The organism is Kutzneria sp. NPDC051319, assembly GCF_040682195.1.
GTDB lineage: Bacteria > Actinomycetota > Actinomycetes > Mycobacteriales > Pseudonocardiaceae > Kutzneria.
Genome location: NZ_JBFBAM010000091.1, coordinates 20,830 through 36,239, shown reverse-complemented (window position 1 = coordinate 36,239; position 15,410 = coordinate 20,830). Strand labels below are relative to the sequence as shown.

Genomic DNA, 15,410 nt, shown 5'->3' with positions numbered 1-15,410 from the left:
GTGAGTGTCTCATTTCGCACCCACCGCGAAATGAGCCACTCACGTAACGAAAAAGCTACTTCGTGCTGCGAGGCACCCGAAGCAACAGCGTGGTGCGGCCGGGCAGCTGGATCTGGCTGCCGGAGGCCAAAGGAGTCTGGTCGACGGGAGTGCCGTCCGGTGTCCCGCTGTCCAGCATGGGCTCGAAGGAGGGGCCGAATTCCACCCGGGGGAGCGTGAATTCGCAGGGGTCGCCGCCGGCGTGCAGGATGAAGAGCCAGGAATGGTCGGAGACGAGCTCGCCGGATTTGGTGCGGGACAGGCAGTTGGCGCCGTCGATCCATACGCCGAGGGTGCGGCGGTCGTCGTCGAACCAGTCGGTCTCGGCCATTTCGGTGCCGTCGGGGCGGACCCACACGAGGTCGGGCTCGCCGCTGGGGGTGATGCGGCCGTCGAAGAACTGGGGCTGCCGCAGGGCGGGCGAGGCGGCGCGAAGGCTGACGAGGCGCTGCACGAAGGCCAAGAGCTCGCTGGCGGTGGAATCGAGGGCCCAGTCCACCCAGGACATCTCGTTGTCCTGGTTGTAGGCGTTGTTGTTGCCGTCCTGGGTCCGCCACATCTCGTCGCCGGCGGTGATCATGGGGGTGCCCATCGACAACAGCAGACTGGACATCAGGTTGCGGGCCTGCCGAGCGCGCAGGGCCAGCACCTCGGGCTCGGTGGTCTCGCCCTCGGCCCCGCAGTTCCAGGAGCGGTTGTCGTTGGTGCCGTCGCGGTTGTCCTCGCCGTTGGCCTCGTTGTGTTTGTCGTTGTACGAGACCATGTCGCGCAGGGTGAAACCGTCGTGGGCGGTGATGAAGTTGATCGACGACCAGGGGCGGCGGCCGTCGTCGGAGTAGAGGTCGCTGGAGCCGGTGAGGCGGTAGGCCAGGTCCCGGACACCGACGGCGCCGCGCCAGAAGTCGCGGACGGTGTCGCGGTAGCGGCCGTTCCACTCGGCCCACTGCACGCCGAAGGCGCCGACGCGATAGCCGTCGCCGGTGGCGTCCCAGGGCTCGGCGATGAGCTTGCAGCTGGCCAGCAGCGGATCGCAGGCGATGGCGGTCAGCAGGGCCGCGTTGGGGTCGAAGGCGCCGGCCCCGGGACGGCCGAGAACGGAGGCGAGGTCGAAGCGGAAGCCGTCGACGCCCAGCTCGCCGGCCCAGTACCGGAGCGAATCGGTCACCAGGCGGACGACGGTCGGCGACCCGGCGTCCAGGGTGTTGCCGCAGCCGGTGATGTCCAACCCGCGGCCGCCCTCGCCGTGGGCGTAGTAGGCCGGGGCGTCCAGGCCGCGGAACGACAGCGTCGGACCCTCGAAGCCGGACTCGCAGGTGTGGTTGAACACCACGTCGACGATGACCTCGATGCCGGCGGCGTGCAGGGACGCCACCATGGTCCGGAACTCCTCGACCTCACGGCCGGGCTCGCTGGCGTAGCCGGCGTACGGGGCGAAGAACCCCAGCGGCGAATACCCCCAGTAGTTGTGGCGACCGGCCGTGATCAGCGACGGCTCGTCCACAAAGGTGTGCACGGGCATCAGCTCGACGGCGGTGACACCCAGCCGCACCAGGTGTTCCACCACGGACGGGTGCGCGAGCCCCAGGTAGGTGCCGCGCAGATGGGCGGGCACGTCCGGGTGTTGCGCGGTGTAACCACGCACGTGCAGCTCGTAGAAGACGGACTCCTCGAACGGCACGTCGGGCTTCACGCCGGTCGCCGGCCCGCCGAGCGAGGTGACGACCGACAGCGGCACGCTGCCGAGCGAGTCCACGGTGGAGGCCGGCCCGGTCATGGCATTGTCGACGTAGCCGAGCGTCGCCTCAAGACTGGTCAATTGCCCAGTGATGCGTTTCGCATACGGGTCGACGAGGAGCTTCGCCGGATTGTGGCGAAGGCCACGTGTCGGGTCGTACGGCCCGTGCACGCGGTACCCGTACTGCTGCCCGGGCAGCACTCCGTGCACGACTCCGTGCCACACGCCGAAGGTGCGTTCGGTCAGCTCGACGCGCCGTTGCGACCCGTTGTCCAGTAAGCAGACCTCCACGGCCTCGGCCGTCGAGGAGGCCACGGCGAAACGCACACCGCCGCCCTCGGGGTGCGACCCGAGGGGGAAGGGACGTCCGGCCAACATCATCGGGTCCGGCGCAGGGTTGGCAACCACGTCGCGATCTTCCCCGACCCGGTGCCCCGGTGCCAGGCCACATCCGGCGGGTTGTGAACAATGGGCTCGTGACCGAGCCGATCAGTCCGGATGTCGATCTCGTCGTGGCGATGGAGAAGGTCAGCGTGCGACGCGGCAGGACCACCCTGGTGCGCGCCATCGACTGGCGTGTCGAGCTGGACGAGCGCTGGGTGGTGCTCGGCCCGAACGGGGCCGGCAAGACCACCCTGCTGCGCCTGGCCGGCGCCGAGATGCACCCGACCACGGGGTCCGTGCACGTGCTCGGCGAGAAGCTGGGCCGCACCGACGTGTTCGAGCTGCGCCCCAGAATCGGCGTCTGCTCGTCCGCGCTGGCCGGCCGAGTGCCGCCCGAGGAGAAGGTGCTGGACGTGGTGGTCAGCGCCGGCTACGGCGTGATCGGGCGCTGGCGCGAGCAGTACGACACCATGGACACCGGCCGCGCCGAGGAGCTGCTGGCCGCCCTGGGCATCAAGCACCTGGCCGAGCGCATGTTCGGCACGCTGTCGGAGGGCGAGCGCAAGCGGACGCTGATCTCCCGGGCGCTGATGACCGACCCGGAGATGCTGCTGCTGGACGAGCCGGCGGCGGGCCTGGACCTGGGTGGCCGCGAGGACCTGGTGGCCCGGCTGTCGGAGTTCGCCTACGACCCGGACGCGCCGGCCATGGTGCTCGTCACACACCACGTGGAGGAGATCCCGCCGGGCTTCACGCACGCGATGCTGCTGCGTGAGGGCGGCGTGGTGGCGCAGGGCCTGATCGACGACGTGATCACGGCCGAGAACCTGTCGTCCACGTTCGGCCAGGACCTGGAGCTGGACAAGGCCGGCGACCGCTTCTTCGCCCGCCGCCGCGCGGGCTCCTGATGACGTGAAGGCGCACTTCCTACACCCCGAGTGGAGGAATGGTCCCTTCCGAACGAAACATCGGGTGTCTACTGGCGGGTAGCCTGCCGGGCAGGATGTCGAGGAGGACAGATGGCTGAGTTCGTCCGGCTAGAGGTGGACGGCGGGATCGGCACGATCCGCCTGGAGCGGCCGCCGATGAACGCGCTGAACATGCAGGTCCAGGAGGAGATCCGGGCCGCGTCGGCCGAGGCGGCCCGCCGCGACGACGTGCGCGCGGTGATCGTCTACGGCGGGCAGAAGGTGTTCGCGGCCGGCGCGGACATCAAGGAGATGGCCACGCTGTCGTACGCCGAGATGGCGGCCCGGGCCCAGCAACTGTCCTCCGCGGTCGGCGCGGTGGCCGAGATCCCCAAGCCGACGGTGGCCGCCGTCACCGGCTACGCGCTGGGCGGCGGCTTCGAGCTGGCCCTGTGCTGCGACCGCCGGATCGCCGGCGACAACGCCAAGGTGGGCCAGCCGGAGATCCTGCTCGGCATCATCCCGGGCATGGGCGGCACGCAGCGCCTGGCCCGGCTGATCGGCCCCAGCAAGGCCAAGGACCTGATCTACACCGGCCGTTTCGTGGCGGCCGACGAGGCGCTGGCACTGGGCATGGTGGACGAGGTCGTCGCCCCCGACGACGTGTACGAGGCGGCCCGGCGCTGGGCGTCGCAGTTCGCCGAGGGCCCGGCCCGTGCGCTGGCGGCGGCCAAGGCGGCCGTCGACGGCGGCCTCGACGGGGACCTGGCCAGCGGCCTGAAGCTGGAGAGCCACCTGTTCGCGGCGCTGTTCGCCACCGAGGACCAGCGCGCGGGCATGCAGTCGTTCATCGAGAACGGTCCGGGAAAGGCGAAGTTCAGTGGCAAGTGACGTGCAGGACCCGGCCCCCAACCCGCACGCCACCGAGGAGCAGGTCCAGGCCGCCTGGGACGACCCCAAGCTGGCCAACGTGCTCTACCACGACTGGGAGGCGGGCACCTACGACGAGAAGTGGTCCATCTCCTACGACGAGCGCTGCATCGAGTACGCCACCGGCCGGTTCCGGGCCGTGGCGGGTGATCGCGGCTGGCCCTACGGCCGGGCGCTGGAGCTGGGCAGCGGCACCGGGTTCTTCCTGTTGAACCTGATGCAGGGCGGGGTGGCGCAGAAGGGCTCGGTGACCGACCTGTCGCCGGGCATGGTGCAGGTGGCCCTGCGCAACGCCGAGAACCTGGGCCTGGACGTGGACGGCCGGGTGGCCGACGCCGAGCGCATCCCGTACGACGACAACACGTTCGACCTGGTCGTCGGGCACGCGGTGCTGCACCACATCCCGGACGTGCAGGCGGCGATGGCCGAGGTGCTGCGCGTGCTCAAGCCGGGCGGGCGCTTCGTGTTCGCCGGCGAGCCGACCAAGGTCGGCGACTTCTACGCCCGGAAGCTGGGCCAGCTCATCTGGTGGCTGACCACCAACATCACCAGGCTGGAGCCGCTGAACTCGTGGAGGCGGCCGCAGGAGGAGCTGGACGAGTCCTCGCGCGCGGCGGCGCTGGAGGCGGTCGTCGACATCCACACGTTCGACCCGGCCGAGTTGGAGCGCACGGCCCGGGCCGCCGGCGCCCGCAACGTCAAGGCGGTCACCGAGGAGCTGTCGGCGGCGCTGTTCGGCTGGCCGGTGCGCACCTTCGAGGCGGCGGTGCCGCGCGAGAAGCTGGGCTGGGGCTGGGCGATGTTCGCCTACAAGGGCTGGCAGCGGCTGTCCTGGCTCGACGAGAACCTGCTGTCCAAGGTGATGCCGCGCGAGCTGTTCTACAACGTGCTGGTGACCGGGACCAAGCCGGGTGGGGTATGAGTTCTCCGCCGCCGACGTCGCTTTCCTGACGTCGGCGGCGGGCCGGTCCGCGCTGACCGAAGTCGGGACGCTGCCGCTGACCGCGGCCTCGCGGCTGGCCGATGTGGCGGCGGCGCGGCGGATCGTGCCGGAGTACGCCGCGGCCGTGCTGGAAACGGCCGTGCTGCGGCGAAAGGCCGTGGCCAAACTGTCCTCTTCGGACGATTGGCTGTTCACCGACGCCGCCCTCCAGCAGGCGACGCCGTCGCCGGTGGCGGTGCACCGGGCCGAGCGGCTGCGTGGCCGCGATGTGCACGATGTGACGTGCTCGATCGGCGCCGACCTGACCGTGATGGCCCGCGTGGCCAATCGTTGCGTGGGGTCCGATGTGGACGCTGTCCGGTTGAAGATGGCCCGCCACAACGCATCCGTGGCCGGCGTCGATCCGTTGCTGATCCGCGCCGACGCGTTGAGACCGTCCACTAGGGACACTGTGGTCGTCGCGGACCCGGCGCGGCGGGACACCTCCGGGCGGCGAAAGTGGCGTGCCGCCGATCTTGTGCCGCCGCTGGACGACCTCGTCGACGCCTACCGTGGCCGGGAACTGGCCGTGAAATGCTCGCCCGGCATGGACTTCGCGATGGCGCCCTGGGCCGACGAGATCGAGCTCGTCTCCCTGGACGGCCAGGTGCGCGAGGCCTGCCTGTGGACGGGGTCGCTCGCCTCGGTGTCCAGGCGGGCAACGGTTCTGCGGTCAAACGGTCCGGAGTGGACGATCACCTCCGACGAACCCGACGACTGCCCGGTCACGCCCGTCGGCGCCTGGATGGTCGACCCGGACGGCGCCGTGGTGCGGGCCGGCCTGGTCCGCCACTACGCCGCCCGACACGGGTTGGCGCAGGTGGACCCGCATATCGCCTACCTGACCGGGGACCGCCCGCCGCCCGGGATCAGGGCGTTCGAAGTGCTGGAACACGGCCACTACAGCGAGAAGGCGCTGCGCGCGGTGCTGCGACGCCACCGGATCGGGCGACTGGAGATCCTCGTCCGAGGCCTTAACGTTGACCCCAACACGCTGCGACCTCGGCTCAAGCTCTCCGGCGACGCCGAGGGCACCGTCGTGCTCACGAGGATCGGTCACACCCCGACCGCCGTGCTCTGTCGGGCACACGCAACCACCTGAGGTGTCACACGTCCTCTCACTGGGTACTCGAAACACCGAGTACGACTGGAGGCGAATGTCCATGACCAGGTCAATCGGTATCGCGGCGGTCGCTGGCGTCATGGCGGTGGGCTTGCTCACCGCGGCCTGCGGCACCCCGAGATCGAGCAACGCCTCGTCCGACACCTCGACCACCTCCTCCACGACCATGGCGACCAGCACCACGGCCAGTTCCGCGCCGTCCGACGGCGTCAACTCGGCCTCCGGCGCCAAGGGGGACGGCTCCGGCGGTGCCAATGAGGCGAACGGCCAGTGCCTGACCGGGAACCTGAAGGTCACGGTCGGCGGCGGCGACGCGGGGGCGGGCCACTCGTTCATCCCGATCGTGTTCAGCAACAGCGGCACGGCGGCGTGCACCATCGCGGCGTACCCGGGAGTGTCCTTTGTGACCGGTGACGACGGCCGCCAGGTCGGCGACCCGGCCACCCGGGTCTCGGCCAGCGCGCCCGCGATCACCCTGCAGCCCGGCCAGGCCGCCTCGGCCGCGCTGAGCATCACCAACCCGGGCTTGTACGACCCGGCGCAGTGCAAGCCGGTCGCCGTGCGCGGTCTGCGGGTCTACCCGCCGAACAACACCGCCGCCGCCTTCGTGCCGCTGTCCGGCGACGTGCAGGGCTGCTCCGCTCACGTGCCCAACCAGGAGCCGTTGAAGATCAAGCCGGTCGTAGCCGGCGCAAACGCCCAGTAACCGGGGCCGTTCTTGTCGTGGCGGCGGGACTGCTCGCGCTTCGCGGCAGTCCCCCGACCACGGCCGCGAGCCGGCCAACATCGGCCGAGCGCCCGGTCAAGCGCCCGACTCCGATGTCCTACCTGCCCTGATCCACGATCCGGCTCAGCACGAACTCTCCCAGCTGCGCCGTGTCGGCGTCGAGGGCGACGTCGACGAGCCGGCGGGTGGAGTGGGCGGTGGCGCGCCGGTCGATGATGGTGGCGCCGCGGGAGGGGCCGTGGGAGCAGTCGACCTCGACGGGGTAGGGCGTGGTGCGCAGGATGCCGGGGGAGATGGCCTCGGCCAGGGCGATGGCGTCATGCAGGACCATGCCGTCGACGCCGAGGATGCGGCGGTAGGTGGCGCGGTAGAAGGGCGTGAGGGCGTTGAGGCCCTGGGCGACGCGGCCGCCGGCGGCGAGGCGGTCGAGCCAGGCGGCGTCGACGGCGCAGCGGTGGGTGAGGTCGAGGGGCACAAGGACGGTGGGCACGTCCTCCTCGGCCAGGACGCGGTGCGCCGCCTCTGGATCGCTCCAGATGTTGAATTCGGCGGCGGCAGTGGTGTTGCCGCCCTTGGCGCCGCCGCCCATGGCGACAATGCGACCGATCTTCGGCTTCAGCTCGGGGTGCAGGGCCAGCAGCAGGGCGACGTTGGTCAGCGGCCCGATGGGGGCGATGGTGACAGGCTCGGTGGCCTGGCGCAGGAGATCGGCCATGAGCTCGACGGCGTGCCGGCCGTCGACGTCGTGCGTGGCGGTAGGCAGGGTGTCGGCGGCGCCGGAAAGGCCGTCATCGCCGTGCACGGTGCTCGCACGGTGGATGGTGGGGTGCACGAGGGGACGCTCGGCCCCGGCCGCCACGGGCACGTCTGAGCGGCCGCACAGCTCCAGCAGGCGCAGGGCGTTGGCGGTGGTGTGCGACAGCGCCACGTTGCCGAAGACAGTGGTCACCGCGAGCAGGTCGACCTCGGGGCTGCCGGCCGCCAGGGCGATGGCGAAGGCGTCGTCGATGCCTGGGTCGGTGTCGATGATCAGTGGCGTCATAAGGTGCAGCGTATGACGAGCATGTGGGGCGCATCGCTGGCTTCACGGCGTCGCGCCCGCCGCCGCGACCCCGAGCAGGCGCGTTTTCTCACCATGGCGTCGTTGCGGTGGATGCTGCGCAACCGCGCCTACACGCCGTGGTACCTGGTGCGGTACTGGCGGCTGCTGCGGTTCCGCCTGGCCAATCCGCACGTGGTGCTGCGGGGCATGGTGTTCTTCGGCAAGAACGTCGAGCTGCACTGCCGGCCCGGCTACGGCCGCCTGGAGGTCGGCCGCTGGGTCCACATCGGCGACGGCAACTCGATCCGCTGCCACGAGGGCTCGCTGCGCATCGGCGACAAGGTGGTGTTCGGCAAGGACAACACCGTCAACTGCTACCTGGACGTCGAGATCGGCGCGGCGACCCTGGTCGCCGACTGGGTGTACGTCTGCGACTTCGACCACGTCGTCGCCGACATCACGCTGCCGATCAAGGACCAGGGCATCGTGAAGTCGCCGGTGCGGATCGGCCCCGACTGCTGGCTGGGCGTCAAGACGAGCGTGCTGCGCGGCACCCGCATCGGCCGTGGCTGTGTCCTCGGCGCCCATGCGGTGGCTCGCGGCGACATCGCCGACTACTCGATCGCCGTCGGCACGCCGGCGCGCGTGGTCCGGGACCGCCGGGTCGATTACGACGCCGACGCCGAACGCCGCGCCGCCGTCGCCGACATGGCCCGCAAGGCCGACGAAGCCCTCAAGGACACCCTGGCCGACAACGCCTGAAACCCCCGCGAGTCCCGCTCACAGTCACACCGAAAATACGAAACCGTTTCGCGCATTCGGTGTGACGCTAAGCGGGACTCGCGGGGGTTAGTGGAAGGCGTTGCCGGTGGCGATTTTGGGGCGGGCCAGGACGCCGTGGTCGCGCACCGAAGCCGATCGGTACACGTCGACCGTGCCCGCGGCGATGCGGCCCCAGTCGAAGTCGGTGCCGAGGCGGGCCTTGGCGGCACGGGCGCGGCGCTGGGCGGCGGCGGGGTCGTCCAGGACGCCCCGTACGGCGGCGGTGAGGCCGTCGACGTCGGCCGGGGCGAACGACAATCCCGTCTTGCCGTCCACGACGACCTCGCCTAGGCCGCCGGCGGTGGAGGCGACCAGCGGCGTGCCGGCGGCGGCGGCCTCCAGGGCGACGATGCCGAACGGCTCGTAGCGGCTGGGCAACACGACGGCGTCGGCGGCGGAGAGTACGGCCGCCAGTTCACGGTCGGAGAGGTGCCCGGCGAACTCCACGGCCCGCAGCACCCGGTGCTTGCGGGCCTGATCGGCCAGCCACTTGTCGTGGCTGCCGGTGCCGGCGACGACCAGCCGCGTGCCGGGGTGGCTGCGCCGGATCCGGGCCAGGCCGGCGATCAGGTCCTGTACGCCCTTCTCCCACTCCAGGCGGCCGAAGAACAGCAGCAGCGGACCCCCGGAAGCCCCGTGACGCTCCCGCGCCGAGGCGACGTCGGCGGGGCGCACCCGCCACCGTCGCGGCTCGATTCCGTTGTGCTGCACGGTGATCGTGTCCGGGTCCACATCGAACAGATGCGTCACCTCGGCCCGCATCGCCGCCGAGCAGGTGATCAGGCTGTCGGCCCGGTTGGCCAGCCACCACTCCACCGAGTGCACCTGCTGGTTCAGCGGCTGCGACAGCCAACCGCTGTGCCGCCCGGCCTCGGTCGCGTGGATTGTGGCCACCAGCGGCACCTCGGCCGCCTCGCACAGCGCCACCGCCGGGTGCGTCACCAGCCAGTCGTGGGCGTGCACCACGTCCGGCCGCCACGTGCGCAGCAGCCGCAGGCCCTCGCGGATCATGCCGTGGCCCATGGCCAGCGTCCACGCCACCAGATCGCGCTCGAACACCAGGTGCGGCGGATCCTCGGCGATCCGGATCACCCGCACCCCGTCGGACGTGAAGTCCGAGGTCGGATTGGTCGCCGCGTCGCTGCCCGTGGGCTGCCGGCACAGCACGACCACCTCGTGTCCCTGCTCGCCCACCATGCGGGCCAGCGCGTGCACGTGCCGGCCCAGCCCGCCGACCACGACCGGCGGGTACTCCCAGGACAGCATCAGGATCCGCATGACCAGGGGATCCTGCCATGTCCGGGCCCGGGGCTACTCGGCGGTAGCCCCGGTTGCCCTCCCGGACCTCGTTAGAACGTGTTCTAGCGCAGTTCGGACACGAACCGGGCCACGTCCAGGGTGCCCACGCCGGTGGCGTGGTCGTAGCCGGGCACCGCCGGGTAGCCGGTGGTCCCGGTCTGCCCCGTGGTCACGTCGACCAGGCCACGGGCGTGCTGGGCCGACAGCCGGTAGATGTCGTTGTCGATCTGGCCGAGCCGGTGGCCGACGGCCTGGTCGGCCAGGGCGACGACGCCGGCGAACAACGGTGAGGACTGGCTGGTGCCGCCGCCGAGCCACCAGCCGGGCGTGGCGTCGTAGCTGGAGTAGATCCACAGGCCGCCGTCGGGGTCGGCGTCCATGCTGACGTCCGGGGTGCCCCGCTTGGCGCCGACCACGGACCGGACCGAGTTCTGGTACGAGGGGCGGTCGAACACCTGCGAGACGTAGCCGCCGCTGCCGGTCCAGGCGCTGTCGGCGGTGAGCCGCTTGCCGGCGTTGTCGAGGTTGAGGTGGGTGCCGCCGACGGCCGTGACGAGCGGGTCGGAGGACGGCCAGAAGCCGCCGAGGCCGGGCTGGGCGCCGCCGCCGTCGCCGGAGCTGGCGGTGAGGGTGACGCCGTGCTTGGCGGCGTTCTGGAAGGCGTAGCGCTGCGTGGTCAACGACGTGTAGTCGCCGACCTCGTAGCCGGGGAAGTGCCGCTCGCCGGTGCCCCAGCTCATCGACACCACGTCGCCCTCGCCGGCGTTGACCAGGTGGTTGACGGCGCTCATCATCTCCGGCACGCCGACCGGGCCGTCGGTCTCGGCGACGCCGGTCTCGACGAGCACGATCTTGGCCCCGGGCGCGACGGCGTGCGCGGACTCGACGTCCAGGGTGCTCTCGCCGGCCCAGCCGGTCTGGTCGGAGTCGGTCGGGTCGAACGGCGGCACCTCGCCCCACTTGAGCACCTCGACCTGGGTGTCGGGCAGTCCGAACTGCTTGTCGAACACTTCCAGGTCGTGCTGGATGGTAGGCGAGCCGAAGGAGTCGACGATGACGATGGTCCGGCCCGCGCCGGTGATTCCCTTGGCGTGCAAGGGTGTCACGTCGTAGGCGGCCTGGAGCTGGGCCGGCGAGTAGCAGTGCCGGGCCAGTTGGGCAACGCATTGGTCGGTGGGCAGCGGCGCGGGCTGCACCGCCATGTGATGCAACGGAATCATGGGCGTGGCGGCGGCGACCGCCGCGGTGGCGGGCAGGGTCGCGGCGACGAGGGCGGCGGCTAGCACCGCGCGTGCTGGTGTGGACACGAACGGTGAACCTAGCGAGAGTGTCGGCCCGTCAACACCGTCTTGCGTCTAGATTTCCGAACACGCCGTTGCGAACCCGCAGCTCGGCGGCGAAATCGACCGCTTTGCCCCGTGCACCCAGACGAATGAGGTCCGCCAGGTGGGAAAAGGCGTCGGCATGGGTTGACGCGCGGCGCCGGGCGTAGTCGGCCGCCGAGTCCTTGGTGACCATGAAGGCCCAGTCGCTGGACAGCGCCAGCAGCGCCTCGCGCAGCATCTGGTCGGCGACGGGATCGCGAACATCGCTGGGGCGCAAGGTTTCCAGGAGCGTGCGCTGGAGCTGGGCGTTGTCGGCGACCATGTCGGCCACCTGCTCGCCGTCCCAGACCCGCCAGTCCTTGCCCGAACCCCAGGAGGACGCCGGCAGGTCCACCCGGCCGCCCAGATGCCCGGATTCCAGCGCGCCACGCAGCGTCGTGACCCGAACGCCGGCCTCGGGTAACCCGGTCAGCACGGCGTCCAGCCACGCGGGGCCCTCGTGCCACCAGTGGCCGAACAGCTCGGTGTCGTACGCGGCGACCACCAGCCCCGGTTTCGGCAGCGAACGCAACCGCCGCACCACCGTGTCCACGAAGTCGGCGGCGTGCCGCTGCACGGCCGCGGCCGCCAGTTCCGGCTCGTACGGCCGTTTCTGGTCCGGCGGCACGTTCTTGCCGGTCACCCGCGACGGCTTCAGCCCGGACGGATGGTCGTAGGTGTGGAAGTCCCGGTACACGGCGTCGCCCGGATAACCGGCCTTGGGCGACCAGACCCGGTACGTGACCTCGAGATCACGGCCGAAGCAGACCACGTCGCTGTCGCCGACGGTGCGCGCGGCGGAGGTGTCGCCGTGCAGGGCCGGACCGTCCACAAGGAACCGTCGCACGCCGGCGGCGGCGTAACCCTCTTCCATGCCAGGGGAATAGCCGCACTCGGGTGCCCAGATTCCTTCCGGTCGGCGGCCGATCCGGTGCTCGGTGTCGGCGAGCCCGGTCTCCAGCGCGAAACGGCGGATCCGGGGATCCAACAGAGGCTGGAAGGGATGCGTGGCCGGGCCGCCGAGCAGTTCGATCACGCCGTTGTCCACCAGGCCACGAAGGACCGGCGAGAACCCGTGCCGCCACTGGGTTTCGAAGTCGTTCAGCGCCTTGGCCGACGCCCGGTGCTCGGCGGCGGCCAGATCCTTCAGCAGCGGATCCGTCCACCGGGTCGCTGCGAAGTCGGCCCGCAGCTGCCAGTTGCCGAGCCAGTCGTGAAATGCGCGCAGGCAGTGCGGATCATCCAGCTGGGCGGCCAGCACCGGCGTCACGCCCAGCGTCAGCACATCGCGCTTTCCTTGCGCCGCATAGCGTTCCAGCAGGTCGACCACGGGCAGGTAGGAGTGCGCCCAGGCCTGGTAGAGCCATTCCTCGCCGACCGGCCAGGAACCGTGGTGGGCCAGCCACGGCAGATGGCTGTGCACCACCAGGCAGAAAGTGCCCTCCTCGGTCACGGCTTCACCGCCACCGCAACGAGATCGAGGCTGCTGTCCACGTCGTCCTCCGTGATCACGAAGTCGTCCGCGGTGACCGCCTTGATCTCCGTCAGCAGCTCGTCCGGCCAGCTGTTGCCGCCGAGGACCACCTCGACCTGCCGGTCGATGATCGTGGCGTCGATGCCCGGGCCGTGCCGCAGTCCCTGCAAGCTTTCAACGCGGAAGCCAGCCCCGCGCAGCAGGGAGTCCAATTCGGACGGTGCGAGTTCCCTGGTGTGGAAGGGATTCAGCGGCGTGTCCCGTCCGGGTGAGAACGTGATCCGGTTCGGCGTCGTCACCAGCAGCCGCCCGCCCGGCCGCAACACCCGTCGGCACTCGACGAGAAAGCCGTGCTGGTCCCAGAGGTGCTCGATCACCTGAAGGTTGGCCACCACGTCCACCGACTCGTCGGCCAGCGGCAGCGTCGCCAGGTTGCCGCGCACCACCCCCACGCGAGGGTAGGCGCGGTGCACATGCGCCGCCGTCAGCTGGTCGTAGTCCAGCGCCACCACCCGGTCCGCCACCCCGGCTAGCAGATCGGCGCCGTACCCCTCGCCGCAGCCCGCCTCCAGCACCGTCGCCCCCGCGCAGTGCGGCGCCAGCGCCAAGTACGCCGCCTCATGCCGACGGAACCAGTAGTTCTCCTCCGGGATGCCCGGGACGGTTCGTTCCCCGGTCAGGGGCAGCGGCTCGGCTGTCACGCCGCGAACCCTACCTGCCGGTAGGATAGGAGCTGACGCGGAGCACGTTGCCGTCCGGATCGTGCAGCCGCATCTCGTACATACCCCAGGCCCGCAGCGACGGCGGCTCGGCGATCATCGCGCCCCGTCCGGTCCACTCCTCGAACAGCGCGTCGACCTGGGCCGCGGAGTGCACGTCCAGGTGCAGCCAGGTGGTGTGCTCGCCGGCCTTCTCGGTGAAGATGATCAGCACCTTGTCCCGGCCGACCTGCGCGGTGTCGGACGGTCCGGGCTCGTCGGCGTCGAGGAACCGGCCCAACGGGCCCGACCACCGCCAGCCGACGCGGAAGCCGAGCACGTCGGCGTAGAACCGCAGGCTGGTGGCCATGTCGGCGACCAGCAGGTTGGGTCGGCAGCCGGCCAGCGCCTCGGCGGAATTCGGGTGCATGGGGACCATGGTCGATCAGCTCTGGGCGATGGACCAGGTGCCGTCGGAGGTGATCTGCACCAGCGCCGGTCCGGCCAGTGGCACTGTGCCCTGGTAGCCGCCGATCTCGTTCACCGCGAGGTCGAGGAACCCGCCGGCCAACGGAGCGACATGCACCACGAAGTTGCCGTCGCCCTTGTTGGAGATCTCGGCCTTGGTGCTGGACCGGATCATCAGGACCACGTCGTCGCCGGTTCCACCGGCTGCGCCGGCATCGGCGACACGTGCCATGTCGACGCCGCCGACCGTGATCGTCCATGCGCCGGTCGCGGTGACGGTGAGCGTGCTCGTCACACTGCCTTCACGAATGTCGGCCCATTGTTGGCCGTCGTATGCGCCGATGGTATTGACCAGCAGCGACTCCGCGCCGTCCGACTTGAGCACGGTGTTTCCGGTGCATTTGGCGCAGGTGAATCGAATAATCTTCACGCCCTGCGGGCGCGTCAGGTTGATTACGTCATCTCCGTGGCCGTTGTAGACGGAAGGCGGAGGAGGCGGTGTTGTCGTGGTAGTCGTCGGCGTGGTCGTTGTCGTTACGGAAGCGCTGCTCGTCGGGGCGTATCCGCTGGTCGTGGCGGGGGATGCGGTGCCGGTCAATGGGGTGGGACGGTGTGCGGCGGAGATGGCGATGACCAGTAGCGCTACCGTGGCCGCCGTGATCCACGGCCATTTGCGGTGCTTTTTGGGGGCAGGCTGTTCGGGCGGGGCGGGATACATGGCGCGACCTCGATGTGTCGACGGTGTTTTCGCTTCATAGGTCGCACCTTGTCGATTCTTGTTAGCGCCTGGGAGTCACGCTTCGGTCTCATCGGCCGTCACGGAAATTGAGATGTGGATGCCGCCGTCCTGTGCTGCACTGGGCCCATGCCAGAGCTGAGACTGCCGGGAATGGAGATGCGCACGTCCTTCGCCGAGGCCATGGCGGAGTTCCAGGCCGAGGGGCGCGGGCAGGGGCATGACCACTCGATGGTCGGCAACGAGATCCGGGACGGCCGGTGGGCGAATCCCGAGACGTTCGCGGCATTCGCCGCCGACTTGCAGACCGTGTCGGCCAGCGCGTTGCGGGTTCCGTGCACGACCTGGTGGTGGTGCGAAGGCGACACGTACCTGGGGCGGATCGCGATCCGGCATGAGCTGACCGAGCGGCTGCGCCGCAAGGGCGGGCACATCGGTTTCGATGTGCGGCCGACGGCTCGGCGCCGGGGGCACGGCACGGCGATGCTCAAGGCGGCGCTGCCCAAGGCCCGTGAGCTGGGCCTTCGGCACGTGCTGATCACGTGCGACGAGGACAACCTCGGCTCTCGCGGCGTGATCGAGGCCAACGGCGGGATCCTGGAGTTCGCCGGTGACGACATTCGCCGGTACTGGGTGGCGACCTGAGTAACACCGTGGGCACGCGTGGCGAATCTTCGGG

15 protein-coding genes are annotated in these 15,410 nt (G+C 70.4%); 7 read left to right on the top strand and 8 right to left on the bottom strand.

The window, feature by feature from the left end:
* Nucleotides 1-55 precede the first annotated feature (55 nt).
* Nucleotides 56-2,155, bottom strand: coding sequence for a glycogen debranching protein GlgX (glgX, locus tag AB0M73_RS44570; RefSeq protein WP_363905331.1), 2,100 nt, complete (start codon nt 2,153-2,155; stop codon nt 56-58).
* A 95-nt stretch (nt 2,156-2,250) separates the two neighbouring features.
* Between glgX and AB0M73_RS44565 the strand changes: the two genes are divergently transcribed.
* The 5 genes from AB0M73_RS44565 (at nt 2,251) to AB0M73_RS44545 (ending at nt 6,807) form a co-directional block, all read left to right on the top strand.
* The gene (locus AB0M73_RS44565; RefSeq protein WP_363905325.1) at nt 2,251-3,066 is read left to right on the top strand and encodes an ABC transporter ATP-binding protein; all 816 of its coding nucleotides are present in this window, start codon (nt 2,251-2,253) and stop codon (nt 3,064-3,066) included.
* Nucleotides 3,067-3,177: 111 nt separating this feature from the next.
* Entirely contained in the window at nt 3,178-3,957 is a 780-nt protein-coding gene (locus AB0M73_RS44560; protein WP_363905322.1) for an enoyl-CoA hydratase-related protein, read from the top strand.
* A gap of 1 nt (nt 3,958) precedes the next feature.
* Nucleotides 3,959-4,918, top strand: a complete 960-nt coding sequence (locus AB0M73_RS44555; RefSeq protein ID WP_363905328.1) for a class I SAM-dependent methyltransferase — start codon at nt 3,959-3,961, stop codon at nt 4,916-4,918.
* Nucleotides 4,908-6,080, top strand: a complete 1,173-nt coding sequence (locus tag AB0M73_RS44550; protein WP_363905319.1) for a class I SAM-dependent methyltransferase — start codon at nt 4,908-4,910, stop codon at nt 6,078-6,080. The genes AB0M73_RS44555 and AB0M73_RS44550 overlap by 11 nt, the downstream gene beginning before the upstream one ends.
* Before the next feature lie 61 nt (nt 6,081-6,141).
* Nucleotides 6,142-6,807: a DUF4232 domain-containing protein gene (locus AB0M73_RS44545; protein WP_363905316.1), complete on the top strand. Its 666-nt coding sequence runs from the start codon at nt 6,142-6,144 to the stop codon at nt 6,805-6,807.
* Between the two features lie 118 nt (nt 6,808-6,925).
* Here AB0M73_RS44545 and AB0M73_RS44540 read toward each other — a convergent pair whose 3' ends face one another.
* Nucleotides 6,926-7,870 (bottom strand): nucleoside hydrolase, encoded by a 945-nt coding sequence (locus AB0M73_RS44540; protein ID WP_363905313.1) that lies wholly within the window; start codon nt 7,868-7,870, stop codon nt 6,926-6,928.
* A gap of 12 nt (nt 7,871-7,882) precedes the next feature.
* Here AB0M73_RS44540 and AB0M73_RS44535 point away from each other — a divergent pair, with 12 nt between their 5' ends.
* Nucleotides 7,883-8,632: an acyltransferase gene (locus AB0M73_RS44535; RefSeq protein ID WP_363905310.1), complete on the top strand. Its 750-nt coding sequence runs from the start codon at nt 7,883-7,885 to the stop codon at nt 8,630-8,632.
* Between the two features lie 87 nt (nt 8,633-8,719).
* On the opposite strand, the gene AB0M73_RS44530 is transcribed toward AB0M73_RS44535, so the two are convergent.
* The 6 genes from AB0M73_RS44530 to AB0M73_RS44505 all read right to left on the bottom strand — a co-directional run bounded on the left by AB0M73_RS44530 (nt 8,720) and on the right by AB0M73_RS44505 (nt 14,713).
* Nucleotides 8,720-9,970 (bottom strand): glycosyltransferase family 4 protein, encoded by a 1,251-nt coding sequence (locus AB0M73_RS44530; protein WP_363905308.1) that lies wholly within the window; start codon nt 9,968-9,970, stop codon nt 8,720-8,722.
* Between the two features lie 83 nt (nt 9,971-10,053).
* On the bottom strand, nt 10,054-11,298 hold the full coding sequence (locus AB0M73_RS44525; protein WP_363905305.1) for a S53 family peptidase: 1,245 nt from the start codon (nt 11,296-11,298) through the stop codon (nt 10,054-10,056).
* A gap of 31 nt (nt 11,299-11,329) precedes the next feature.
* Entirely contained in the window at nt 11,330-12,808 is a 1,479-nt protein-coding gene (locus AB0M73_RS44520; protein ID WP_363905303.1) for a glycoside hydrolase family 57 protein, read from the bottom strand.
* Complete coding sequence (locus AB0M73_RS44515) at nt 12,805-13,530, bottom strand: class I SAM-dependent methyltransferase (RefSeq protein ID WP_363905300.1); 726 nt, start codon at nt 13,528-13,530, stop codon at nt 12,805-12,807. Before AB0M73_RS44515 ends, AB0M73_RS44520 begins: the two co-directional genes overlap by 4 nt.
* A gap of 10 nt (nt 13,531-13,540) precedes the next feature.
* A complete protein-coding gene (locus AB0M73_RS44510; protein WP_363905297.1) occupies nt 13,541-13,957 on the bottom strand; it encodes a VOC family protein in 417 nt (138 codons plus the stop codon).
* A gap of 15 nt (nt 13,958-13,972) precedes the next feature.
* Entirely contained in the window at nt 13,973-14,713 is a 741-nt protein-coding gene (locus AB0M73_RS44505) for a hypothetical protein (protein WP_363905295.1), read from the bottom strand.
* Nucleotides 14,714-14,860: 147 nt separating this feature from the next.
* Here AB0M73_RS44505 and AB0M73_RS44500 point away from each other — a divergent pair, with 147 nt between their 5' ends.
* The gene (locus AB0M73_RS44500) at nt 14,861-15,376 is read left to right on the top strand and encodes a GNAT family N-acetyltransferase (protein WP_363905292.1); all 516 of its coding nucleotides are present in this window, start codon (nt 14,861-14,863) and stop codon (nt 15,374-15,376) included.
* Nucleotides 15,377-15,410 lie beyond the last annotated feature (34 nt).

Bases quoted from the DNA above. Each gene is read 5' to 3' on its own strand.
- AB0M73_RS44545 (WP_363905316.1), top strand. From the start codon at position 6,142: ATGACCAGGTCAATCGGTATCGCGGCGGTCGCTGGCGTCATGGCGGTG.
- AB0M73_RS44505 (WP_363905295.1), bottom strand. From the start codon at position 14,713: ATGTATCCCGCCCCGCCCGAACAGCCTGCCCCCAAAAAGCACCGCAAA.
- AB0M73_RS44530 (WP_363905308.1), bottom strand. From the start codon at position 9,970: ATGCGGATCCTGATGCTGTCCTGGGAGTACCCGCCGGTCGTGGTCGGC.
- AB0M73_RS44510 (WP_363905297.1), bottom strand. From the start codon at position 13,957: ATGCACCCGAATTCCGCCGAGGCGCTGGCCGGCTGCCGACCCAACCTG.
- AB0M73_RS44560 (WP_363905322.1), top strand. From the start codon at position 3,178: ATGGCTGAGTTCGTCCGGCTAGAGGTGGACGGCGGGATCGGCACGATC.
- glgX (WP_363905331.1), bottom strand. From the start codon at position 2,155: ATGATGTTGGCCGGACGTCCCTTCCCCCTCGGGTCGCACCCCGAGGGC.
- AB0M73_RS44540 (WP_363905313.1), bottom strand. From the start codon at position 7,870: ATGACGCCACTGATCATCGACACCGACCCAGGCATCGACGACGCCTTC.
- AB0M73_RS44500 (WP_363905292.1), top strand. From the start codon at position 14,861: ATGCCAGAGCTGAGACTGCCGGGAATGGAGATGCGCACGTCCTTCGCC.
- AB0M73_RS44535 (WP_363905310.1), top strand. From the start codon at position 7,883: ATGACGAGCATGTGGGGCGCATCGCTGGCTTCACGGCGTCGCGCCCGC.